This is a genomic window from Marinobacter sp. B-21 (genome assembly GCF_056857895.1).
This window is the reverse complement of the sequence record NZ_JBSXNZ010000066.1, coordinates 1-25251: the sequence shown is the minus strand read 5'-3', so window position 1 is coordinate 25251 and position 25251 is coordinate 1. Positions and strand designations below refer to the sequence as shown.

At 54.0% G+C, this 25251-nt stretch carries 17 protein-coding genes and 1 tRNA gene; 6 read left to right on the top strand and 12 right to left on the bottom strand.

What is annotated here, in order from left to right; all coding sequences use genetic code 11:
- The gene (locus AC13C0_RS08310) at positions 1 to 633 is read right to left on the bottom strand and encodes a TIGR04282 family arsenosugar biosynthesis glycosyltransferase (RefSeq protein WP_117620099.1); all 633 of its coding nucleotides are present in this window, start codon (positions 631 to 633) and stop codon (positions 1 to 3) included.
- On the bottom strand, positions 620 to 1327 hold the full coding sequence (locus tag AC13C0_RS08305) for a TIGR04283 family arsenosugar biosynthesis glycosyltransferase (protein ID WP_117620098.1): 708 nt from the start codon (positions 1325 to 1327) through the stop codon (positions 620 to 622). Before AC13C0_RS08305 ends, AC13C0_RS08310 begins: the two co-directional genes overlap by 14 nt.
- 87 nt (positions 1328 to 1414) lie before the next feature.
- Between AC13C0_RS08305 and AC13C0_RS08300 the strand changes: the two genes are divergently transcribed.
- Both AC13C0_RS08300 and AC13C0_RS08295 read left to right on the top strand, forming a co-directional pair.
- A tRNA-Arg gene (locus tag AC13C0_RS08300) sits at positions 1415 to 1491 on the top strand.
- Positions 1492 to 1684: 193 nt separating this feature from the next.
- Complete coding sequence (locus AC13C0_RS08295) at positions 1685 to 2911, top strand: tyrosine-type recombinase/integrase (protein ID WP_482954261.1); 1227 nt, start codon at positions 1685 to 1687, stop codon at positions 2909 to 2911.
- A 19-nt stretch (positions 2912 to 2930) separates the two neighbouring features.
- Here the strand turns inward: AC13C0_RS08295 and AC13C0_RS08290 are convergent, their stop codons facing one another.
- Positions 2931 to 3569, bottom strand: a complete 639-nt coding sequence (locus AC13C0_RS08290; RefSeq protein ID WP_482954260.1) for a hypothetical protein — start codon at positions 3567 to 3569, stop codon at positions 2931 to 2933.
- Between the two features lie 255 nt (positions 3570 to 3824).
- On the opposite strand from AC13C0_RS08290, the gene AC13C0_RS08285 reads away from it, so the two are divergent.
- The 4 genes from AC13C0_RS08285 to AC13C0_RS08270 all read left to right on the top strand — a co-directional run bounded on the left by AC13C0_RS08285 (position 3825) and on the right by AC13C0_RS08270 (position 8133).
- A complete protein-coding gene (locus AC13C0_RS08285) occupies positions 3825 to 5225 on the top strand; it encodes a hypothetical protein (RefSeq protein WP_482954259.1) in 1401 nt (466 codons plus the stop codon).
- Between the two features lie 169 nt (positions 5226 to 5394).
- Positions 5395 to 5868 (top strand): AlpA family phage regulatory protein, encoded by a 474-nt coding sequence (locus AC13C0_RS08280; RefSeq protein ID WP_482954258.1) that lies wholly within the window; start codon positions 5395 to 5397, stop codon positions 5866 to 5868.
- 517 nt (positions 5869 to 6385) lie between these two features.
- Entirely contained in the window at positions 6386 to 7543 is a 1158-nt protein-coding gene (locus AC13C0_RS08275) for a YagK/YfjJ domain-containing protein (RefSeq protein WP_482954257.1), read from the top strand.
- A 158-nt stretch (positions 7544 to 7701) separates the two neighbouring features.
- The gene (locus AC13C0_RS08270; protein WP_482954256.1) at positions 7702 to 8133 is read left to right on the top strand and encodes a helix-turn-helix domain-containing protein; all 432 of its coding nucleotides are present in this window, start codon (positions 7702 to 7704) and stop codon (positions 8131 to 8133) included.
- 65 nt (positions 8134 to 8198) lie between these two features.
- On the opposite strand, the gene AC13C0_RS08265 is transcribed toward AC13C0_RS08270, so the two are convergent.
- The 9 genes from AC13C0_RS08265 to AC13C0_RS08225 all read right to left on the bottom strand — a co-directional run bounded on the left by AC13C0_RS08265 (position 8199) and on the right by AC13C0_RS08225 (position 24971).
- Entirely contained in the window at positions 8199 to 10166 is a 1968-nt protein-coding gene (locus AC13C0_RS08265; RefSeq protein ID WP_482954255.1) for a DNA/RNA helicase domain-containing protein, read from the bottom strand.
- A gap of 81 nt (positions 10167 to 10247) precedes the next feature.
- The gene (locus AC13C0_RS08260; protein WP_482954254.1) at positions 10248 to 15797 is read right to left on the bottom strand and encodes a DEAD/DEAH box helicase; all 5550 of its coding nucleotides are present in this window, start codon (positions 15795 to 15797) and stop codon (positions 10248 to 10250) included.
- Positions 15797 to 16891 carry a hypothetical protein gene (locus AC13C0_RS08255; protein WP_482954253.1) on the bottom strand — a complete coding sequence of 365 codons (1095 nt, stop codon included), beginning with the start codon at positions 16889 to 16891 and terminating at the stop codon, positions 15797 to 15799. The genes AC13C0_RS08260 and AC13C0_RS08255 overlap by 1 nt, the downstream gene beginning before the upstream one ends.
- Entirely contained in the window at positions 16888 to 19749 is a 2862-nt protein-coding gene (locus tag AC13C0_RS08250) for a hypothetical protein (protein WP_482954252.1), read from the bottom strand. The genes AC13C0_RS08255 and AC13C0_RS08250 overlap by 4 nt, the downstream gene beginning before the upstream one ends.
- A gap of 6 nt (positions 19750 to 19755) precedes the next feature.
- Complete coding sequence (locus AC13C0_RS08245; protein ID WP_482954251.1) at positions 19756 to 20976, bottom strand: Druantia anti-phage system protein DruA; 1221 nt, start codon at positions 20974 to 20976, stop codon at positions 19756 to 19758.
- 625 nt (positions 20977 to 21601) lie between these two features.
- On the bottom strand, positions 21602 to 22486 hold the full coding sequence (locus AC13C0_RS08240) for a recombination directionality factor (protein ID WP_482954250.1): 885 nt from the start codon (positions 22484 to 22486) through the stop codon (positions 21602 to 21604).
- Between the two features lie 56 nt (positions 22487 to 22542).
- Positions 22543 to 23538, bottom strand: a complete 996-nt coding sequence (locus AC13C0_RS08235; RefSeq protein ID WP_482954249.1) for a YqaJ viral recombinase family nuclease — start codon at positions 23536 to 23538, stop codon at positions 22543 to 22545.
- 92 nt (positions 23539 to 23630) lie between these two features.
- The gene (locus AC13C0_RS08230) at positions 23631 to 24593 is read right to left on the bottom strand and encodes a DUF932 domain-containing protein (RefSeq protein WP_482954248.1); all 963 of its coding nucleotides are present in this window, start codon (positions 24591 to 24593) and stop codon (positions 23631 to 23633) included.
- A gap of 27 nt (positions 24594 to 24620) precedes the next feature.
- Entirely contained in the window at positions 24621 to 24971 is a 351-nt protein-coding gene (locus tag AC13C0_RS08225; RefSeq protein ID WP_482954247.1) for a hypothetical protein, read from the bottom strand.
- Positions 24972 to 25251: the final 280 nt, after the last annotated feature.

Sequence of the window (25251 nt, the reverse complement as noted above, 5' to 3'; positions counted from 1 at the left end):
TCAGCAGGTACGGAGAAAACGGGCCCAGTCTTCGGGCTCGTCCACATCCCAGCGGGGCTCCAGCACGAAATAGCTGAGCCCTGCAGCATCAAGCTGTTCACAGGTTTGGATCAGAACATCCGGCGAACCCCAGGCAATGTTATCCAGCATTCCCTCGGCTACCCGTGAAGCGCCAATCAGGACATAACCGCCATCATCAGACGGCCCCAGCACAACATCGTAATCCGCCAGACTGGCCACCGCCTTGCGGGCATAATCCGGATCCACAGAGGGACAGTCGCTGCCAACCACCAGGACCCTGTCATAGTCGCGAAGGGATTGGCTGAGTGCCGCGTGCATTCTCTCCCCGAGCGTGCTGCCCTGCTGCACCCCCTGAACCAGCCCCGCACCGTTCACTTCTTCAAGAATGGTGGCAGCTTCCCCTGGCCGGTCATCCACCGGCCGGTCCCACCAGAACTCCACCGGATACCCGGTAGCGCACAGGTTGTCCAGAACCGCCAGCGTGAGCCTTATATGGGCTTCGAGCGCACCTATCGCGCCCAATTCCGGCATCAACCGGGTTTTGACCCGACCGGCTTCCGGCCACTTGGCAAACTGGAGAAATACCGCCGAGGGGGGATTACTTTGAGGCATTACGGACATCCGATCGGTAGATTTGGGCCAGAGACTCCGGCGATTCACCGCGCCAATAACGCCAGCGCAACCGCCACATCAGGAAAATCGTCCGCCAGGCACCGTGCTCTTCCCACCGGCGGCTATCGGTAACGACAGGTTCTTTTATACAGAAGGGACGGGACACCAGGCAAAGGCGGCGGGAAAATTCCACATCTTCCATCAAAGGCATGGGATGAAAACCCGCCAGCGCCTCGAATGCATCCCGGCGCACAAACATCGCCTGATCGCCGGTGCAGATACCGGTCAGGCGGGAGCGCTGGTTCATAAACCAGGCAATCACCCGGAACGTCGGCCGCTGGCCACTCAGGCGCACATTAAACCGGCCCCAGGCACGGTGCGAGCGGGCAAATTCCACGAGATGATCCAGAGCATTGTCCGGAAGCCGGGTGTCTGCGTGCAGGAAAAGAAACACGTCCCCCTTGGCAACAGCCGCACCGGCGTTCATCTGAACCGCCCGACCCTTCCCGGAAACCACCAACCGATCGCACAGAGGCCTTGCCAGTTCGGCGGTGCGATCACTGCTGCCAGCATCCACCACAATAACCTCATGCCCCCGAGCGCGAATCGGCTGCAGAGCCCGGAGCGTATCAGCAACGCTCGCAGCCTCCATCCAGACCGGGACAATCACGCTCAACGAGAAAGGTTCAGGCAAAACGCACTCCGTGAAATTCACCGAAACAAAGCTGCACCTTGAGCCTAAGAGCTCAGCCCGCTATCATACCGCCCTTCTCGCGATAATGCCCCCGTAGCTCATCTGGATAGAGCGTCCCCCTCCTAAGGGGAAGGTAGCAGGTTCGAGTCCTGCCGGGGGTACCAATTATCCTTCCGCACCGATCTATCACAAACCACAACTACCTGTTTTTAAACATTTTAACCGACAACCTGCATCCTTATCGATCCACAATATTCCGCCCCAATCTACACATTCTGGGGGTACATTTGGGGTGCAAACTGAAATGTACCTCGCTATAGTAGATTTTGTACCCCCAAAAAGAGTTCAAGCCCAGTCATGTCCAGGCCTATAAACCTCCTGACCGACAAAAAAGTCCAATCCGCCAAGTTCGAAAAGTTCGGCAAACGTACCAAGCTGGCCGATGGAGCCGGTCTTTATCTGGACATCCAGCCGTCTGGGAAGTACTGGAGGATGAAGTACCGATTTGACGGCAAGGAGAAAACACTTGCACTTGGCGTCTACCCAGATGTCTCGCTGAAACTGGCGCGGGAGCGTCGAACGGAGGCCCGGGAGCAGATTGCCGACGGTGTCGATCCAAACGAGGCGAGAAAAGAGCAGAAAGCCGCCAAAACAGAGCAAGCGGATACTTTCAAGGCCGTTGCGGAGGACTGGCTCAAACTCAAGAAGGGAGAGCTTGCCGACAGTACGCTGGAAGTGGCGAAGAGACGACTTGAGACCTGGGCTTTCCCGAAACTGGGCCACTTGCCGATCAAAGAGATCAGAGCAGCGACTGTCATGGAAGCTCTGAGACCCATTGAAGAACAGGGCAAACTTGAAACCGCTCATCGAATCCGGCAGCGCATTGGCGAGATCTTCCGCTTTGCAGTCGCGGCCGACCGTGCTGAGGTAGACCCTACCGCCACATTGAAGGGCCAACTCAAAACCACCCCAACACGACATAGATCAGCGATTACAAACCCGGATGAGTTAGGCAAGCTACTCAAAGCAATCGATGCCTACGGGGGTCATGCTTCCACCAGAGCCGCCTTAAAACTCGCGCCCATGCTATTCCTTCGACCAGGCGAACTGCGCAACGCGGAATGGAGCGAGATCGATCTGGACAATGCCACCTGGGTAGTTCCTGGCAAACGCATGAAGGGCACACAGAAAGCCAAGAGAGCCGGTAAAGTGCCAGATCATATCGTGCCCCTTTCGACCCAGGCCGTCGAGATACTGAAAGAGCTCAAGACCATCAGTGGACATCAGAGCCTGGTATTCGAATCTGTTAAACGGAAACGGCCATTGTCAGAGAACACGATTAACGTCGCATTAAAATCCATGGGGTACGACGGGGCCACAATGGTTGGGCATGGTTTTCGAGCTACCGCATCTACCCTTTTGCATGAATTAGGCTGGCAACCAGAGGTTATTGAGCTCCAGCTCGCACACAAACAACGCAATCAGGTGGCCGCCGCTTATAATCGCTCCGCACGCATCGAAGATCGAAAGGTAATGATGCAGGAATGGGCGAATCACTTAGACCGGATCAGGAAATCTGAGTGACTCTTGTTGACTGGCCAAGTTAGCTAAGATCGGAGCCGCCCCCAAGTTGGCTGAGAACCTCAGCCCACGCGTCGGCCACCGGCTTAACGCTTTCCGATGAGCCCTCGGCGGCTGGAAAAGTGAGCAAATTCTCAACACCTCCTTCAGAATCAATATTAATTATGACCTTAAGGTCTTCTGCTTCGCACTCCATGATCGCATTCAGCAATGTATCAAAGGCAGCCAACCGAGCTAGGCGCTGAGAGAAGCTTTCTTCCCGTCGAGATAACTCTACTTCTTTACCTTCCAACGCAGCCTCCCTTGCTTTTAACTCAGCCTCTTCCTCCTTCATCCTTTTGGAGTCCTCTTTTATCTTCTGTCGCTGCGATTTCAAGGTAGTGCTCTCACTCTTTCTGATCGCAGCTTCATCGGTTATCAAATTCTCCACAAGTGTCGATTGACGCAGTCTGGTGGCCCTGGATAACGACTCCAACTTGGCGCACACAGAATCGCTGAGATCCAGGCGTTTGATCGATCGCTTCTCCTTTTCACGGACCAAAGCTGCTCTTTTTTGCCTTACAGCATCCTGCAGTAACCGAAACCGGAATTCGCCATCCTTCAGGCGCATGACGTCTGCAACCATTTCGGCCAACTTTGCTCGTGGCTTCATATCGGCCACAGACCTCCACCGGTTATTGACCGGGAGCTCGACTTTATACTCCTGAAGGTACCCAATCGCGAATTCTACAAGTCCATCTCTCTGAACTCGATCAGTCCATTTTTCAATTCTTGAGTTCACTTGGCATACCCTTAGCATGCTATTGAATGTTATTAACACCCAAAGTGTTAGCCCGAAAACAATATCATGTACAAAACGTTGTGCATACGTTACGTTTCATGGGTTTGCTATATTGTACCTACACAATAGATATAAATGATCATGCTGACCCGGTTTTCACACGTTGATTGCTCGCCGTTTTCGAAATTCTTTCTGCTGAAATTCACCGCACGATACGGCGATCGGTCGCCATGGCTAAACCAGGTGACGGAAATTATTCGTGCAATCGAGCTACCAAAGTCGAAGTTCTACAAGGTCGCCAAAGAGCTTCGTTTATCGGGCTGTTTGGAGGTAAGGGAAACCCGGCCTACGGAGATTCCGCAAATTCAATACGAAGTAAAAATTGAAGAGCCGGTGAGGTGGCTGTTTGTAAGGGATGCTCATGTAGGCGTGCACAAAGATAAGATACAACAGCTATTAACATGGAATTCGCTACCAGTCGCCGAGCGACCACATCAACTCACGATACCTCAAAGGGTTTTAATGATCGCTCTGCTTGAGGAGGCCGACGCTGGTGGCATCATCAGAAACATTGGTTTTTCTGATCTTGCCCTAAGAACTGGAATGACAGTACGACAAGTCAAGAATCAAATGGCGAAGCTCAGGGAGTTTCACTATGTCAGAGCTTCGTTGCCTGGCGGCAATCATCCAGGACTGACCGGGAAATTTAACAGCATCCACGCACTCAACCTTAGGCACCCCGGCTTCGAGCAACAAAAGACGGCTGGGAGACTTGTGGTTTTTCGAGAAGCAGCGCATTTTGTTCCACATGAAGACTTCAATTATTTCTACTTCAAGCGCAAGGAGTTGCTCAAACTCAACAGCTCGAGAAACCAGGCTCCTCATAGCCAACCGGACCTAAGTGAGGGGCTACGTAGGCTTGCCGGCAGAACCGAAAATCTGCGCCCCTCCTCCGCGTGGGGATTCCTTAATTGGCTGTGCCATGATCTCGCTTCGCGGGCATTAACTGAGCTCTGGAACGAACTAACAGAGGGCGCGGCTGCGAAGCTCATTAGACTCATTAACAAAAAAATCCGGGGAGAGTGGCTGTCCGCCTATCATCCAATTATAGAGGTAGATGACGGTGAAAATCCTGAACGAAAAAGCGTGGTGCAAAGCATTCAACCGAGACTGCCTTTCCTTCCATTGATGGAAGTGAGCATTAGCCAAGCCGTGTTCGGCATCGCCCTCCGGGTAAAAAGAGCTCTCGAGTACTGGGAAGCCATACCTGAGTACGCTCAAGCATGTCACTTCCAGATCCTGCCACTTCCAGATAGGGGCGAGCATCTGCATTTTGCATTAGAGATCACGATAGCTGGCGATAACCAGTCAGTCAGAACAGATACATTTGCTCTGCGTTTCAACCGCGAGCTTGGCAAAGGACGATTTGAACGTATTACGGACGTCTACGATCTAGGACACAGTGTTCTGGAAACAACAGGCCTCGCGACTCCGCCTTTGACATGCCCATTGCTCTCGACAATAACAAGAACCTAGAAGTGACCCCGACCCACACTCACAAATGCTTATGCCGTTGTTGAACGAGCATTGAACTGGGCATCTTCACGACGCAGAGGCCCAAACGTAGCGGACGCAGGTGCAGAAAACCGGGTTATTCTCTACAGCCCCCTCCGATCTTCTGAATCAACAATTCAGGAGATCAATCATGCAAATCCTCAGGCTCAGAGACGTCATTCAAAAGACGGGCCTTGGCCGCTCATCAATTTATAAGTTTTCAGGCCAAGACCTATTCCCCTGCCCCATAACGCTTGGTGGCAAGTCAGTTGGCTGGACAGCAAATCGAATTAGCCAGTGGATCATTGAACGAATTCGTGAGCGTGATTCAGCCGCTGCAAACGCAGAGCACACCACCCCATGGGCCGTCACCATTGGGAAGGGAGACACAAGTGAAACGGACCTGCGGGTACTCCGAATAAAGCAGGTTGTTGAACTGACAGGCCTGGCTCGGGCGACAGTGTACAAATACATTCAGGAAAGAGCTTTTCCCCGACCGGTATCACTAGTAGGTGCCTCGGTGGGCTGGCTGGAGGCCGAAGTAGAGTTTTGGCTGGCTTCCTGTGCCGAAGCGAGCAGCGACGAGTTCGTCAACGAATCAGAAGCATCATCCGAAGCGGCTTAGCACGCCGTCAGCAAACCGTTCTGAATTGTGACCCTGACTGCCCCCTACCGACACTAATTCTTTCAGCACCCGATCGATCGATCCTCCAGTTCTGCCCACATTCAGCGTCCAGTGCTCCCGACTTTCCTTATTGAGTGGCCCATCCCCTTTTGGGTTTGTATGTTATTGATTAACAGACGTACTTCTTATCAATGATTCCAGTAGCAAGAAAGGCATGGGCTCACACAGTGAAAGCCCAATAGAAAAATCAGGGAAAACGATGTGAGACCCTTCTGTCCTCCCCACAGCCGTCACAAGCTGGTACGGAGATCCCCCAAGGGATCAAGCCGAACTACCGGTAGTGGAAAGCATCATGAGACAGACGAGCCCAAAAGGGCTACGTACTGAGAACAACGGCCTCGGTGGGCAGACCACTCTCGAGCGGCCTGGCCCACTTTACGGCAGTGCTGTAATTCTTCACATGACCAAGTGATGGTACGAGCACAACGCTCCAAACACCTTCACCTGGAGTTTTCTCATGTACCACATGCCCTACGACGACACCCCTACCGACGAAGAGATGCTGGACTGGTTGAGCAGCATGCACGAAGGCGAAATGACGACGAATGCCCTAGGCCAGAATATCGTCATCCCTTCAGATCACTACTGGCGACAGTATGTGATTCAGAGTGACCAACAGTTGAAGGAAATGGCCCGCACTGGACATGTTCTTGATAGCCAGCGCTTGATTCAGCCGGAGGCCTTCGGCAGCGATACGGTCATACTGGCTGCAGATCCACTTCTGGAGACCCTGAGCACCCTTTACACCGTGCTGGTGACGATGTTCCAGGAAACCGACATTGGCCGCCACTATTGCCCCAGTCCGTACGCGACGCGCTTTCTGTGGGCCTTTGGCAACTGTGCCTACCTTCGAGAGGCGGGGTTTTATCAGCCGCCGGCCATGAGCCGTGAGGTGGCGGAGCAGACCGTGGTGGAGCTCAACCAGCGGCTGGAGGCCTGGCATCAGAGCCTGAAACAGCCGAACTTTGCTTACGAGTGCAACCGCAACCGGCGTAACAGCCGCAACAACTACCAGCGCCTGTGCGAGCTGATCTCGGCCCTGTTTCAGAGCCACAGCCGCCTTCAGGTGTTACGGGTGGATCTGAGCTACACCGAGTACGATAGCCCGCACATAGACTACGAGACGGCGCGCCATCATCGTGAGCAGCTGTGTCGTATGTTTACGACTCATCCGTTATTCACTCACCTGCTGGGCTACGCGTGGAAGCTGGAGTGGCAGCCTAAGAAGGGCTTCCATTACCACATGCTGTTCTTTTTCGACGGTCACCAGTGCCGGGAGGATATTACCCAAGCTCAACTCATTGGGGAACTGTGGGCGCAATCAATCACAGGCGGACAAGGCCTGTACTACAACTGCAATCTCGACGCCGATAAAAAATACCGCTACAACGCCATGGGGCCTATCGAGTACCACGACTTTGAGAAACAGCGAGGGCTTGACAAGCTGGCTCGCTACCTGACCAAGATCGATGAATACGCGGCCATGCTGGTCACTGGCCGTACCTTTCAGACCAGCCGAATGCCTACTCCGCCGGAGGGGCCTCGTGTCGGTCGCCCTCGCCAATCGGAAGCGGCCTGGTCTTACGGTGGCATTAACCCCCGCCGGAAAACCTAGCCGATGTTCGCCTATGGTATGAGTCCGTCCGGCGACCACGTAAAAACTCCCTGATATTTGACCTTCGCCTGAGTCGATGGCCGGAAATCATCCCAACTCGGCATAACGGCCTGCCCTCCTGAGGAGCAGGCCCTTTTCGTTGATTCACTTGGAGATCCATGATGTTCAGTCGTCCCTTTCCCCAAAGCACTCACCCGCAAGCCAGAAAACCGGCGGTGGACGATTCACACACCCGGTCTCAGCTGTTGCCCCGGCAAACGGATTTCACACCACAGGAAGAAGCTGATGTTCGCCTGACTCAACTGGAGGCAAACGAACCCAAGCGCCGATTGATTCGGGACGCCCGTGTGCTGTGCAAGCAGCGCAAGATTACTCAGGGACAGATGGCCGATGAGATCGGGATACCGAGACGTACACTAGAAGAATGGCTGCAGTTTCGGCGAATGCCGAAGTCGCCTGGAGAGACCTTGATTCGTCGTTGGGTGGAGACTTATTCAGAAGATTTTTTCAGATCCACCTATTCGACCCAACTTCCGCTCTCTCGACCTGCGGACATGGCATTTAACCGAATGAAACTAGCCGCTGATTAAAGGCCAGGCCAGGCTGGCCGGCAGTGCTGCGTGTTTTCATACTTCGCTACGTGATTGCGTAATCGCTAGCCGATATATGTCCATTCAATGAAATCCTTCCGCTTCTCGTAAACTGCCTTGAGCACATCTTTAAGAGGGGATGAGCGATTAGATACGTTGATCACAAGCGTGTCCATCGCTCGGGTCATCGGGATCATGGCCCATTGAGCGGCAAAAGCTGCAGCCAGGGCTTCCTTCGTATCAAACAAGCTGCCATGTTCATCAGGCGCGTCCATTCGCTGCTGATACTTATAGTCATAAAAGTCGTCGAAAGCGTAATTGATAACCGCCCAGCCTTCGAGGCCTCGACAGGAATCGTACTGCACAATCCTCAAGGCATCGCGTGCGGTCGGATATTGCTCCCTGACATCAACCGCGGTGGCATCCCACACAAGCCCGCCATCCTGGTGGATAGCACGTCCAGGGATGGAATAGCTACTCTCACCGTCACGGTAGACAAGAGAGGGTGGCACACACGCTAAAAGGTCAACGGGATAGTTACCGAGCTCCTCAGCTTCGGACCTCAGTCTTTCATAGATTTCGAGGTCACGGTTCATATCTCCTTCAACGATTAGCACGCGGCCGCCATTAGCATCGGGGTTTGGCTCAAGGTCCCAACTCTGAAGGTCAAAAACATCTGCGCAGTCCGCCACGAATTGTGCGAGATTGGCTTTCATGCGCAAGCAACGCCTGAGTCGCCTTGGCCGGAATTTTTCCCGAGAAAGACCTGCTCGCCAGTCTGCCACCGAATCCCGCACATACTGGTCGACGCCATCGGCAATGACGATGTGCTCCGGCGGATAAATGGCACGGAGAATGTCTATCTCATTGGACGGCCAGTCCTGGCCTTCGTCGACGAAGATAACGTCCCACGCGAAGTCATCAGCCTGCTCTTCAACAATTTCCGCAAGGTCCTTCGCGGAAACTGCGCCGCTTCGAAGATAGTCGATAAGGGCTTCTTTGTGCCTTTCGTAATGCTCGAGAAACGCTTCATCGGTTCCGATAATCCCGAGTTCGCGCATGACGCGGCCTATGAAGGCATGGACAGTGTTAATCGCAATGCCCCCCTTCTCCAGGTTTCGCGGCACTCCAAGCAGCGCCATCGAACGCCGCATATCAGCAACAAGCGCTTTATTGTAGGTGAGCACCAATGACCGCATACCCCTGTCATCGAATGCCCGATAGGCCATCTGGAGCAGTATCACGGTCTTCCCGACGCCGCCGCGCCCGCGGATGACGATTTGCCTATTACCAAGATCGTCGAGCCAATCCTGTGACAGCGCAGCCTTTACGATCCGGTCCATCCGCCGGCGATCGAGCGGCGTCGGCTCTAGCGTTTTCAAAACACTGGCGTCTGGCGCAAGGATTGCCTGGAACTTCTCTTCAGGGCCAAAACTAATGGTGACATATCGGTTAGTAGCGGCGGGTCGAGAAACCTGGCCAAGGATGTTCAATATCTTTTCGAAGCTTGCGTCGATCCCGAAACAGTTGTGCGGCCTGTCCGGTAGGTCGGACTCCCGCAGTCCCGTGAAGAAAATTAGTTCTTGGACGTAAGGGCTTGGAAGCCCAGCACGTCCCAGGTAGGACTTGAGTTCGAAGACCTGCTTAAATGCTTTCTCAGTCACGCATTCCCAACCTCGGGGATACTTGACCGAAGCAACCTTGTCCTCAAATTTTACACCCGTTGCGTCATGGGACTTCACCTCGATGACCAGTGCGAAGTTCTTGACTGACGCTGCCTTTGGCACAAAGGGCTCGCCATCTCTGGGATAGAATTTATGCTCAATGTCAAAGGCACGCGGCGCAGAAAAATGTCCAACCACGAAGACGTCAATATCTTCGATCCGCTGACCATAAAGCTTCAGGCTGACGAAGATCTTGACGTGATCATCGGGATGCTGGCTGAGGTCCGGCCAGAGGTTCAGAAGCTGCTTGCGAATATGCAGTGCCGCTTCGTATTCTGGCCCTTCATTTGCGCCCACTATTTCGATCATGTAGAGGTTTCCCCTGGAAGCGTGCCATCGGATTTGCGCTGTGCTTTATCGACATCTAACCGAACGGAATCATCCACGCCTTCAATTCCGCAACTGCTCGAGGATCTTCCGACTGACTGCAGGAAGATTGCCGCGCACTTCGAGTTCATTTGGGGGGGCGATTACGAAGTAGTCGGTGGAATTTTCACGCAGATCAGCTACGTTGGCGTCGGCTGGATGGCCGCTAGTCAGGGGTCCGGAAAGCGCAATGACAAACTTCTTACCATCCCTCTCGGCAAGAATGGGAACATTGATACTCTTACCCTTACCGTAGGTCACGGTTGCTCCAGCTATAAAGCTAACAGAGCTATCACATCGGCGCTGTAGGTCGTTTAGCAGCAATTCTGTCGAACTCTCAAGCCGTTGTGGATTAAAGCCGTGATGCTGGCCAGTCAAGAGGTACTCCAACAACTCGACCCCGACATGTCGGTCAAGGAGGCGATGCTCAAGCTTGTTCTGGAAGCTCCTAAGACAACGGTAGCACGACGCGTCGCAGCCCTCCGGACAGTTTTTAAGTAAATCTAATGCTCGCTGAAACAGTTCGCTACCGCGACTTGCAATTTGTGTCGCAAACCCAGCGCCACCGGGAAGAGTGTCATAGAGAAAGATTTCAATTTCCTTTCCCGACTTACCGGCTGGTGTAGGAGCCGGACGGAATTCTGCCATCAGTTCGCCAGGTTCTATCTCAAGCAGTTGACCGGCCGCTTTCGCAAGTGCTTCACTTACCGTCCGCAGGGCAACATGTGTTGAGGAATGGGCAGGCTTTAGTACGATAGGCTTTTCCACACGCATGGAAAAGAGTGCGATATCAGTGATGAAGTCAGTACCCAGAACAAGGTGACGTGTCGGACTTATACCCTCGCAAGTCTGACTGTCGTCAGCCTCCGGGAACGGCTTACGGTGTGGGCCAGCAAGGGTTGGTGTCGAGGTCGAACTAGCTTCAATGCACCCGCATTTAACACAATAGGTGTAACCTTCATCCTGAGGCCCCGAATTCGAGACTAGCAAATGTTTCCGCACACTTAAGCTTCGTATATGGTCATTGGCCTTCAGCCACCCCTCGCCCTCGTCCGGTGTATCCATGGTGAGCTTGGCGCGGGTGGCATAACTCGTCTCGGGAATCTCATCCGGCGATGTAACCTCCTCTTCGAATATGGGATGGGCGAATCCCGGAGGGCGCAGCCAGTAATGCGCTGGCCCGAAGCTTTCGCTTTCGCCGCAAGCGGGGCAATCCTCCGTATCGCCTCGAGCGACGTCACCTTGCTCAAATGTTTTTGCATACCCGCATTCAGAGCAATCCATGTAGAGCCGTCGAGACTTCCAGGCCTCGTCGCGATCATTCTTCATAACTGAATAGATCGCCCCTGAGGTGTAGCATTTCCCGGAGATCCAGACCTGTTTACCCGGCGCATACTGGGACAGTGCGACCGGAAGGCCTTGAGAGGGTGCAAACCTCATGATGTGGCGGTATGGTGAAGACCGGTCCCTATCGAAAACATGAAAAGTCGCTACGTCTGTTGGAAAAGCATAACGGGGGAGCTTCCCACGATAAAGCAACCTGTCGAGCAATTTGTTTGGCTGCGAGCTTTGTTGGGGCCTCTCTTCCCCAGGTTCGGGCGCTTCTTCATCTCCACCATCGTTCTCGTCCCCTCCTTTAGTCGAATCGTCTGAAGCGATAGCTTCATCTACGGCACCGATGCAATCATCCACAAAGCCGTCTAGAAGCGCCTCCGTGTTAGTGTCGGACAACTCGGAAGGGAGCCAGGCCGCAATGCGCTCCCGCAAGCGCGTTTCGTTCCCAGCGAGCCAAACTGCGAAGTCGTCACGGTTGAGAATCGAACCCGAGTTTCGGAAATCATCAACGCTACCGAGCACAGAGAACAGATCGTGTGGTTGATTTTCGTCGATCTCCGGAAGACGGTCCTGGTGGTAATTCTGAAGCAAAAAAGCGCGAATATGACGCCGAGCAATCTCCCGGTTGTTCAGCGTCAGCCTTGGATCAACAACCGCGCCGCGGATCATCTCGTCGGGCCTTGAAAAATACTGCTCGTCGTGGCTGTCTGCGCTACCGAATGCAATCACAGTAGCAACAGCATTGCCCCGGCGTCCCGCCCGGCCTGCCCTCTGCTGGTAGTTGGCCCGGCCCGGCGGCATGTTCCTTAGTGCTACTCCTGAAAGAGCGCCGAGATCAATCCCGACCTCCATCGTGGTCGTGCTGGATAGAATATCGATGGCTGCAGACCGTGCTCCATCACCGGCGCCTATCAATGCGATGTCTTGGAATAAGAGTTCGTTTTCCTCGGCCTTAGAAAATATGTCCTCATTCTGGGGAGCATTAAGCTGAGCTGTGTGCTCAGCTGCGATGAGCGCCATAGGCTGCCGCGGCGGGTCTGCAAGCGCTTCCATGACGGGTTTTCTGTAAAACCCTTTTCGCGCCTGGAAGACCTGATCGAAATCAGGATCAAGGGAGCTAACTTCTATGTCACCACAGTCGAGGCAATGGGCAAGGCCAGGTATTGGTCGATGTACTGATTTGCATCTAGCGCAGTGGACCCATTCGCCGTCGAACTGCAAGGTGAGCACGCTACCATTCAGATAACGGTTGCTGCCTTCCTTTGAGTTCGTAAACTCTTCAAGCAACGTCGGATGCCAATGGTCCCAAAATAGCTTTCGAGCTTTTTTTTCCGTAACGACATTATTCAGCGCCGCTATTTTAGATTTGGGCTTCCTGGACTGGATCTTGTACCCTTCCGGAGTACTCCCATCGATCCAGACCCCGGGTGAGTGCGTTAGGCCAAAACCTGTCCAGCAACGCATCCAAAATCGTGCCAAGGAAAGTTTTGCTTCATCGGTTTCAGCTATGCCCGGAATTGACGGCAAGGCTGTGATGCTCTCTCGGCTTTCCTCTCGTTCTTGGAGAGACGCAAGCGCAAGCGTTTCCATGCCGTAAAAGCGGTCAGATAACGTTTTGAGCATGCTGCTCAGGAGCGCTGCCGGCGGCTTCTTCGAACGCAGTTTCAAAAGAAGTTGTAGGAGCTTAGCTGGGTCCTTGTGGTCGCCTTTGGCAAATGCCTTTTCAACTATCTCTTCGGCTTCAAAGCTCTCATGATCGTGCAGCTTAGGACGCAACCTAACGTTGAGTTGTTTGGATGCAAGCAGCACTCCCAGAAAGAGATCGTCAAGATTAAGGTAAGGCCGCAGTGAATCCTGGTCCTGTAGCCATTTGAAACCGGCTATGATAAGTGGTCGGAGAGAGTCCCGTTCTGAGTACATCTGAACATTGGGAGCTAGCCTCGCGGCGACTTGCCGGGAATCGGAAAAGGCAAGAACCTTTCGACCGCGCAGAGGAGCAAATCGCGTGGCTTCTTGCGGTCCCGGAGGCTGAATCTGAATCTGCCTGGTCAGCAATGCCTGAAACGGCTGATCCCCTTTGGTCTGGTGGTCCTGAACGTAACTTCTCCCAAAACGAGCAGTCTTTCCACAAACAGCGCAGGGTACGAACTTGCCAGGAGGTTCCTGCCCCACATCGTCTTGCTCTTCGTCATCGTCTTTGTTGCGTATCAACCTGTCCTGCCTGACGTAGACTGTTCGCATGCGCGGTCCGGTGTTATGCGTGTTGAGCTGGCCCGTTTGAAGATCGTAGTCGGCAGGTTCCGCCCACTCCTCGTGCGCGGGCTCCTCCAGAAGGAGGTCTAGGGGCTCTAAAGGCGTGGATTCTCCGTCGGCCATCCGAAGTGATTTGCCCGGCTCCGCCCACAAATCTCGCGGTTCGTCGACGTCATCTGTATAGGCGCGAGCGTATGCTGTACCGCAGTTCCGACACGTAAAGAGCTCTAATACGCGGGCGCCGCAATCGCATTGGTCCAAGGGCTGCGAGTACATTTTGCCGCAAATACCGCCTCGTTCATCATCTGAAATTTCGCTGCAATCTGGGTCCATACAAATCCAGAGCCCAGGTAGCCCACGGAAAAAATTGTGAACGCGACAAGGCAGGAGGCCAGGTAATCCAGGGGCCGACCGGGCAACGCTGCCGAGTGCTAGGAGCACAGTTAAGGCTTCTTCGGCTAGCTGTACTGGAACGTCATCATTAAAAAGGAAACTACTGAGTTCGGCGATGGGTTTCGCTTCCTGCATCGTGACATTTACCAGCCTGCCCATTGGACCGAAATCTTGGAGGGCTTCAAAAAGTGCCTGTTCTGTGGAGTCAAATTCGACAACACCGCGATACTCAAGCAGCGGGTTAATGGCTCTCGCCCGTGCTTCCTCAGAGCCTTCTTCGTAGAACTCGTGCAAATCGACGGCAGAGAGAACTTTTGCATCGGCCAAAGATCCGAAATCATCGTTCTTCTTAAGGTCGAGAGTTCCCTGCACTGGGATAAATGTGTCAGCCGGAACACCAGTAAGTTGAGCGCCGAATTTAGGTGCATAAGTGTGGTCACTAAAGCTCGCTGTGGCGCATATGATCTGTAGGCGCTCCTCTGAGATGCCGAGCCGGTCGCGCAACCTCCGAAGCAGAAGGCCTACCTCGGCCCCGGCAGCACCACGATAAAGATGGGCCTCGTCAAGAACAACAAGGAAGGTCTCCTCAGGGTTATTACGGAGCCATTCCCGTGTCTTGTCGAAGATTGGCCGCTCGATCGGGCGCATCAGCATGTATTCGAGCATCGAGTAGTTGGTGACGAGCAAATCCGGAGGCGCAATCTGAACTTCGTGGCGTGTCAAAAGTTCTGAATCATCCGGTAACGTGATCGCCCTTACGAAATCACCTGTATTCCGATCCTGCCATTTGGTGCCTTTCTGTCCAAACCAGGCCGAAAGATCAGGTTTGGCAGGCCATTTACCTCTTTCTCTCAGGGCTTTAAGAAGGGCCTGTGCTTGCACTCTTTCACCGGAGTCGGCACTGTTTGTGAGCCGGAGAATATGAACGTAGAAGTCGTCGAAAGCCTGAAGCCTCCCAGAGTCTTTATCCTTAGTGCGGACCCCAGCATATGGGGTCCGACTAGTGTAGCGGGCGAAACGCGGCGGCCGCCCACACCATGATTTAAAGGAATCTACGAGTCTCGGGTCACCGAATAAACCACGCAAACGCCCTAATTGGTCGTTTACAAGGGCGTTCATGGGGTACATGATAAGCGCCCGCATGGCAGGTTCTCCAGCGAAGGAAGCAGGTTGTGCTTTTGCTTCTCTGGCAAGCTTCCCAAGGATCGGAAAAAGAAACGATTCGGTCTTACCGGAACCAGTGCCGGTCATGATGACTAAGTTTTTGCCGTCAATGAGACTGCCTTTCAACGACTCGCCTTGGTGCATGTAAGGCGGATCATAGACAAGCTTGGGAAGATCGCCTTCCGGTGCGCTCAGTCTTGTGAAAAGTTCAAGCGCAGCATCGGGCAATGCGTCCATGGCTTCAAATCTCTCACCGGGTTTGTACCTCGGCGTCGACTCTAGGTAAGGAATGCGATAGATCACTCCGTCGCGGTTCAACAACGCTTTCCTCTGCGCGATAAGCGACGGGGCGCTGATGTGGTAGGTCGCTTCGATGTAATCTTTAAGAGCCCCGTGCAGGTTATCGATCGTTTGCTTTATTGTTTGCATTAGTTGCTCCATCCGTCATTCGTGTCATCAAGGGGCTCGAGCCACAAGTTCTCTCTAAGGAATTCTTCCTCCTGCCCGGACTCGTTTACCGGAATCTCGTATGCGAAAAGACTCCTGTCACCGGGACACCTTCGACCGAGAACCATGAGGCGCCGCTCGGACCAAAGAGGTAATGGCGAATAGAAATCAAAACGGCAGACGCTGCCCGCGTCCCTTCTTCGGTAGCGTTGTGGCTTTTCATTCTCCCGGTCAATGGCCATCTGCAGGTGCCATGCAAAATCGCACGCACGCCAGCGGTATGTGCCGACTGGTAAGTCGATTATCCGTACCAATGTGCCGACATTGAACTCAGCAAAACACCAGGTCGGAGCACCAAATTCCTGGGGCCGACGCGCGATGACCGTTCCTGTCTGGTTGCTTGGTTCGACCCAGCGCCCGCGATAATAAGTAGGCTTTGTCTTTTGATCAATCACTTCTAGACCAGCAACTGGTGGGCATAGTGGTTCGGCCGCGAGGCGCTGTCTCGTCTTTTCCAAGAATTCGGTCGCCGACTGTAGCTTAGGCGATTTCAGCCAGATGGATTCCGGAAGTCTGTGAAGGCCCTCTGCAATCAGGATCTCTGCAAGGTCTTCATAAGGCTCCGGTTCGATTAAGCGGGTACCATAGTTATGAACCACCCGTCTGCTCAATTCCTCCGAAAGGAAGCCGTCATGGTCAGGGACGATACCGGTAAGAAACATGCCTCCGCTCTTCCTTTCAACAAATGCAGGAGGAGATGTAAACACCCAAGTCCCCTTTGCCTCTTTGTCTTCTATGGTCACGTCAGAAAGTTCTAAAAGGTCGCCAGCGACGATCAAATCGTCGGTTAGTTCTTCGATACGTGAAGAGATCTCGTCAGGTCTATCATGCAAATAGGCAAGGCTTTCGTTGAGCGAATTACGGAGTGTTGTGCGTGAGCACGGGCATAGCATCCCCGCCGTTCGCCTAAGAAGTGCCGTGAGAAATAAATCGTTGATCTCTGGCTCTTCACATTCAATGCCGAGAACAGCGCGGCAATAGGAGACGACGTCCTGAGGATGAATCTCAGCGATCATAAATTGGCCTCTGGGAAGAGCGTTGGTTGCCGGCCGGTAGCCGTCATTCGGCTGAACACAGCAAGTCTTGCTCCCCGTATCAAGTTCTTATAGGACTGCGCGCGCCGGACAAGATCTGGGAGACTCTCCGGATACAGCGACGGCAATGAATGCGGGCGACTCGCCAAATCAATCACAAAACGGCAAAGCTCTTCATCGAAACAAATAGCAAATCGCTTGGAGAGTTCAAAATACCATGCTGAAAGGGCATCCTGACCGCCGATCACCTGAGGGGCCTTCAAACGCACGGCACTAGCAAAGCCGCCCTTTTTTAAGGCGAGAGTGTGGAGACGATCCATGTAGTTGGCTACATCGCCTCCACTGATTAGTTTCTCCTCCGTCCGGGACCAGTCCCATCCAGCCATCATGCCTACGACACCTAACATCAGCCTATTGGTCACCTGAAGGCGCCGGGCACCGGCAAGATATCCAGTGACACGTGCTGTATACCAACAGCGGAGTTCTTTCAGAAGCTCGCAAATGGCTTGCGGCTCACGAGAAATGTGGCCATGCGTGGGGTGAACACCTAGGCCTCCGAGGCCGCCACCAGTCAGCCCTGTACTGACAATTACAGCGCTACGATATTCTGGGGTCTTAGCGAGAAATAGTCCCCCGGGGGACTCTACGGGTCGACCCTTGAGAGCTTCGCCTAAATCCAAACGTTGGCCGTCGCGTGGTTGTTCCATCTCAAAGAAATAGCATTCTGGCTCGACGCCCTCCTGGCCAGTTTCGTCGACGACCCGAACTGACAACCCCTCACCACTTTGGCGAATGACCCATCGCAGCGGGCGGACTTCGTGTTCGAAGCGCATCACGTATCGACCAAGGTCGCCGCCATCGAGGACGAGCATTCCTGACGAGGCTTCGAGATAGTCCCACTCACATTTTTCACGCTTCAGGAAATCTAGAAAACGCTTTTCCCATATAACTGGAGTGATCGGGAGCTCAAGCGGACCACACACTTGACGGTAAAAGGTTTCCTCCTCGCCGGCGCTCTGAAGAGCAACATAAGGCGTGACCCGCCGGCTTGGGGGCCCGAAGACAGACAACGCGCACTCGTTCTCCCAGAACGTATTCAATTCCGCGTCATGGGGGTCAACTGATACGATAAGGCCTGCGTGTGATGCGGAGCCTGGCATCCAAGGTTCAGGCTCCCGCACGCGAAGTTCAAGGTATCCTTCATGAGATGGCAAGCGATCATTTTTAACGCCCGAATGTTGCGCTCGAATGGTCAGAGAATGTCTACCCGGCGGGAGCTCAGACAGCTGTATAAAATTGGGATTCCCAGGGTTGCCTGCGTTTACCACTAGGCTTTCCTTTCCGTTGAGACTTATCTGATATGTCTCGACATGGTGGTCAGAAATGATGCCAATGCACGGTCTCTCAGTGGTCAACCATTCGCTTTTCCCTTCGCCATCCCACCGGCGTCCAGGAAATCCGGTCGGCCATACGCGAATTGTCCGCGCTAGCTCGAAACCCTTGTCTTTCAACCATTGTTCATACGCGTCAGACAGTTCTTGAGGAACACTAAAATAAACTGCATTAATATCAGAGCAATTGACCGCACAGGGTTCCATACCCTCCAATAAGTCTCCAGCCGGGCTCATTGAAACCACGATGTAATCATATCCAGGGCGAACGATACGACCGGTGATTCCCCTGGCGATACCATCTCTTCCGACGCGAAAGAGCCAGTATGGCCCTTTTTCCATTCGACATTCGTTTTCCAAAAGGTGAGCAACGGTGCCGTTCGGCTTTTCGAAGTCGACAAGAGGCCGCGCTGGATCAGGCCATTCCTTGAGAACGGCTTGACGTCGCCCTGCCAAGAGCCATCCGGCGGGTTTTCTCACGGAACTGCCATTTAGCAGGCAACGGCTCTCCTTGAGAAATTGACGAACGTCAGGGTTCAGAGCGGCAATGTCCTTAAAACTCGGTATGTCGATCTGAAGGTCCCACGCACCCTTGCCTTTGTAGCGCAACCAAAGATCTGGCCGGATATCGGGGCGCGTTTCCTTCTCCGAGTCTGCCCCACGCTCCTGCAAATCGCCCGGTGAACGAAACTCACCTCCCTTGCTGAGCCCCTTAAAGCGGCTCGACACCACTCGGCTGGTTTCCTTGATCCAGCCACGGGCGTTACGGATGGTCTCAAGGTCACTAACAATACGCTCGAGGGTAGCAGGCAGGAGCGGTTCTTCGCCTTCTTCAACCTCCTGTTGGTGCAAAAGAGCCAGCACAATGCGCCCAACCAGCTCTTCCTGTTGGAGAAACTGCTCGAAACGAGTGGATGCATCAAAAACGTTGGTCGCCAAAAGACGACCGATAGCCGTCGGCTCAATGGTATTTAGCCGAGCAAGTTGGAAACGAAGGACGTAGAGCGTTTGCGCGAACTGACGCTGAAGGTAACGCGGCAGGACGGCATGGGTAATCGGCCATGCGATAATTCGAAAATGTGATGCCCAAGTACCATACGGTTTGAACCCATTATAGTTTTTTTGAAAACGCGAAAACCACGCGGATATTCGGTAGCGGTCACGGTTATCCCAGCCCGGTGTAGTTTCTTCAAAAGACTGCCAATACTCGCCGCCTTCGTATGTGTATCCTCGCTCAGCAGCGTAAATTGTCCATAGCAACCAGTGAGCGGCGAGGCGCGACCTTTTGTTCAGTTGTGCCCGCAACTGCACACTGATCTCCTCCGTCGTTGCATTATCGAGACCGTGCTCTAATGCAAAAAGAGGCAACCCCGAGGCGGCGCGACTTTTCGAAAGCGCCTCAAAATGACGCTCCATTCGTTCTTGCCATTGGTCAAGGAAAACAGACATTTATAACTACGCTCTCTTGGTCGCACTCCTGGCGCTGGCAGACTCACATCGCAACGCATGGCCTTGGTTGCCAAACAGCTGGATAAGATTTTCGACAGTCCACTCACTGTATTCAGGCCGGCGCAATGCACGCGGCTTCATCCATCGCTCGATTCCGCGTTGTGCAACCTCTTTCGCTGACAACAGAGAATTTGTGTCCGGCACACCTTGACCGGTTTGCAGGATCGTCGCAGCGTTATCAGCAAGATGTGAGATAAACACTTCTCGCTGGACGCCGTGACGGAGCATGTTTTCTTTAAAGCCCAAAGCAGATAAGGCAGCCTTTGTGGTACGCAGGCGCCAATTCGGACCCTGGCCATAGCCATGTTGATCAGCATATATATGTTTCTTATCGCGCAGATAGTCTCTTAGTTCGACGAAAAGATCGTCCGGTATATGGAAGTGCCCCCACCCACCGGTGTAGCCGATGGATTCCAAATACTGGACTCCATCGAGTTTGAGACGGTTATAAACGGATGAGCGCCCCATTGATGAGGACGTAGTAACACAGAGGAGTCGAGCTTGCTTGCCTTTCCCAGAGATGATGCCTTTTGTCTCACCATATGCACTCGCGAAATCATCGTAGAGATCACGGCTACGCAGAAGGCAGGCTATGACTTTCCCCCCGAGTAAGGCATTGTAAGGCGGTATAGCGCCTAGGACATATGCGTCCATGAGATTGACGAGTCGTTCGCTACGTTCTTTAGAGTTCCAGCCAATTAGGTTGTCCCGGACGGCGAGGTTGAAAACAGGATCGCCGATCGCGATGAGCCCCATCAGCTTTCCGTTGTTTTCGTCCCAAACAAGATAGCGAAGTCTCCGGCCGAAACCATTTGACACGGGTACGGACCAAGTCAGCGAGGCTAGCCTAAAGAGGTCGCCGTATTTCGTACCGGAGGAAATACGTTCTATCACAGGTGATATTTTTTGCGGTTCTACGTCATGCCCAGAAGCAAAGAACCGCAGCAATCCAGGTGCCTTGCTAGCGATAAAGTCTTGGTTATCTTTTAGACGGTTCTCGCGCTGCAGACGGTGAAGGGAACGGACTACCTCTTTGCCCTCGCCCTCAATTGTGAGCTCACCGCTACTGGACTTGGTAAAGCCAATGCTGTGTAGGTGTCTACGAAGCTTCCGCTTAAGGTTAGCTTCCCGTGATTCGATATAGATAATAGGATTAGCCTCTTTCATCACGCGCCCATCTTTCCCATAAATGAAAATCTTCCTCAGCTTCTGACAAATCAACTACTAACAACGCTGGAAAGCTGATCGCCAGCCTTTAGCTACCGGCCTCAAACCTACCCTGCTTGCCAACTCCTGTGGCGGCCCCGTCGTGACCGTTCCTGGCACCCGAGTCATTTCACAAAAGAACACAGCCGTTCAGCGCCACTATAGATGAGCTATGTAGTACCTGGATGACCTGCTCAAATCCGACAACCCTGACTCGCAGCTTTTGCTTCAGGATAGAGTGGTTCGTGAATTGAGGACCAAAACGATGGGTCGAGGAGCAGTCGCGAAGCGCTAGCGGCGCACTTTGGAGCTTTCGAATACTGCACAGGGCGATCCCTTATCATTGTTCAATACAGACTAACCGCTAACTACCTGTTTTTCTACAGTCAACCCGCAGCGATTCCAAGTGCTAAATGAACCTCAGACGGTCCATACCGACATGGAACGAGCATTTATTTGGCAACGCCAAACCCAAGGGGCTTGGGCCAATCCAAAAAAAGCAGCCATCGTCATAGGCAAAAAATGTACAACCTGCTTAACCGTGAGTAGCAGGGGTCCTCCCTGGCTACTCACCTATCCACCTATGTTACGAGGCCGACTTAGCCCTCGCGAAGTTATCCTTGATTTTGGAAATACTAACCTGGTCCGCTTCGTCAGTATCACTGTCCAATGGCGGATAAAACTCTTCAGTTACTTCCGCAACCTCATCCTCGTCACACTCGAACATCGCATTGCCAAATCCCTTCGCAGCCGCCGTATCCAGCGCTGCCTGATCAAGCCCCTCCTCCTGGACCTGACCTGCTCGCTCCCTTGCTTTTGCCACAGCCTCCCGCAAAGACAAACCCTCTCTGAGAACCAGATCCACATAGTAGATCGGCGCCCGATGGCTTTGGGTCGTGCTTTTGCCCCGCAGCTTCAACTCCAACGGCATGTACGCCAGCAGACCACCAGAGACTGCCTGGTAGTAGCTCAGCCGGGCCGCGAGGGTGCGGATGCTGTTGTAGCTGGTCGTTCGGAAGATGAAAGTACCCAGGTCATCATCGTCACCAAGCTTCACGTTCAGGCGGCCATAGGGCTTGCACAGGCCACCTTTGCCAAATTCACAGAGCGTTGACCCCGGGCACGGCAAAGACTGCACTCCTGACTGCGTCAGACGCTTGCAGCTGTCGCCGTCACCTACGCACATGGGGCGTCCGCTCCTGCGGTCGAACATGGTGTATTCCGCCCGCAGGTTCAGGTCGGCGTCATTGAACAGCATCCGTACCGGAATAGTCCGTAGCTTCCCATTGGGTGCGTCCTCTCTCAGTTCTTCGTCCATGGGGTGCAGCTTCCATCCGCTCCTCTCCTGAACCTGAGAGGTGATGGTGAACTGGTCGTCCTTTTGTGGCAGCCGGATGCCGTTCTTCTCGACTACCCGACCAATACTTATACGCCCCAACACCGGAGGCGTGATGGCTAGACCTTTAATCATGCTGGTTCTCCTAAGGAAAAGGGCCACGGGGAACTCCCCCGTGGCCAATGGCGTATTCATCCTTGAATCAGGAATCGACGGCTTCCTGGCTTGGTAAGCGGGTACCGGTCCAGAAGCTCCGGCTGGTCGTTCAGTAGCTTCTTCACATTCAGACCAACGGAATCCTTGCTCCGCTTCCAGGTAACGCACCCACTTGGGAAGATCGCCCTGGATGCTTCGCCCATCTGGGACTGGATGCGCTGCTTCAAGAGAGACTCGGCAGCGCCCAGCGCTTCCATCTGTGCCCTGACAGCCAGTAGTTCATCAAACGCATCCGACAGATCTTTGCTCGGGGTCAGATCGATGGTTTGCCCTGTGTCCCGGGCATAGAGGCTTCGTAACGCCCGCTCGGCTGAATCGGTACCATCTGCTGGCGGTGGCGTGTCCGTTTCCACGAAGTCCCAGAACTGTTGCTCCAGCACGTAAAGCGCCTCGATGAGCTCCTCGTTCCGCTCAATCCGGTAGATTTTCAACTCCTGGCCACACAACAGAACGCAGACATCAGCCGCCTGTTTGCCGGTGACAGCCAATTGATGTTGAACCTGGCACTGGATGTAGTCCGGCACACCCTCTTTCCACAAGCGTGAGCCGAACTCCCCTGCCGTTTTGCATTCGAGAATCTGAACCTCTTCATCGGACACCACGGAATAGTCCAGGTTGGCCAACATCCAGTGCTTGCCCGGATCAGGATGCTGAAGCACGGCATTCACCCGGCGCACTTTTCTGCCGGTCTGCTGGCTGTACTGATCAGCCACGATCGGCTCGAGGATTTGGCCCCAGTACACGGGCGAACGGGGGTCGTCGGAATCCGGCTTAGACAGGCCGCCGTCCCGACCGGTCTTGATCATCCAGAGTTCGAGCTGCGACTGGTACGGGTTCATGCCAACCGCTGCGGCTGCGTCACTGCTACCTATGCCTTGCTTGCGGACTCTCAGCCATTCGTCCCGACTCAGGCCCTTGGTAGAGACCAACCGCAAGGCTGGTCGTTGTTTCTCGATTGGCTTTGCGTTCATGTCCACGATATTTCCTCCAGACATAAAAAAAGCCCACCAGAGCTCGGGGCTCCGGTGGGCTTTATGAGGCGTTTTGATTTTCGGGAAGCCGGTTAAGCCACGAGGGACATGGCCTGTTCCAAGGCTCGACTCTTAATAGAAGCGCCGTTTCCGAACCAGGCTGAATCCAGCCGGTGGTCAACGGTCTTGGCACGACGCTGGTGGTCGATGAACTCGGTAACGGCGTTCATCAAGCCATAGGCGGTGCCGTCTGACGACGCCAGGGTTGCGCCCATGCCTTCCCCTTCGTACAAAGCCAAGGCTTTGGCCATAGAGCGCTCGTTGGTCTTACCGACGCCATCCCGGGATTCATCCGTGAACAGCTTGAGGAAGTAGTTTCTGGCTTCGGTGCTCCGCACTTTCCGCTCGCTCAGGAGCTTCAGCCGGTACATGAAGTCATCCCAGGCCGAAACGGATATGCCCAACTGCTTCTTCACCAGTTCCGCATCAAATGCAGTGTTGTGCTTCACCTTGACCGCCGTGGCAGTAGAATCCTTCAAGGCAACGGCGAGTGTGTTGTTGCAAACCACGCGAATGCTGGTGAACTGCGCAGTTGTCGCCATCGTTCCGTCACACGCGGTGGCCAGCAGCACGTAGGCATTGGTTTGGTCGTTGCCCTTGAGCACGCCGGACTGGCCAGTGCGGGCCAGCGCCCACATCTTACGGCCTCCCTTCAGCACCCCCGCCGTTTCCAGCTCAAAGCCGGATACCTCGGTCAGATCCCGATAGAACGCCAGGATCTCTTCTGGCTGGACCACCTTGAACCGGTTGCCAACAACCGACAGCGGCGCCTTGGTATCGGACCGGTACAGTACTTTGCTCTCCGGGTAGGACAGGATCTGCCCCAAACTTCCGGAACTATTGGTGACATAGCGCACCGGGCTTTCCTCAATCTGCCACTCCAGACCGGCCTGTTTCGCCCACACTTCCAGGGGCTCGTTTGAAGTCAGTTCATTCCCCAGGCCATGCCAGGGGGTTTGGCCTACATAGGCCATTTGCTCGATGAGATGAGCCATGATTATTCTCCTATGGGATTCGTGGGGTTAGCGGGGTTCGTTGCGGGTGTGGGGATCGCTGCTGAAGGAATAGCCGCAATCAAGACAACGGTGGTTGTCCAAAACGCTCTCATCCAGGATGTCGCCCAGGATGACGCCGGCGGACGCTCCGGTAGCGCCGCCCAACAGCGCGCCCACCACCGCACCACCGATACCACCAACCGTGGTACCCATGGGACCCGCCACGATCCCGAAGGCAGCACCTGCCCTGGCACCAGCGGTGGCAGCGGCATAGCCGCCGTAGGTGCCGGCAGACGCGCCCACTACGCCAGCGGCTTTCTTGGCGTAGTTGTTCTTGCCAATCCGGGTGGACTGGCATCGAGGACATTGTTCGGACATTGGAATTTCCTCTGTGAAATGGAAAGGGAGGCACTTTCAGTACCCTGATACACAGAGGTGATATAGGTTTGAAAATATTTGAAATATTGATCGTGGGTTCAAAGCGAAGAATCGGGCTGCTTTTACTAGCGGCCGTTTCTAGCCCGGATGTTTCATAAACGCTCCAAATTGCCACCCAATCCTGCAGCCGAAACGTCCATCTAACCCGAACATGAGATCTGTTCTTATTAACTGGCCGGAGTTCGCCTCCGAGCAGACAAATCACCCGCTCCAATCGATT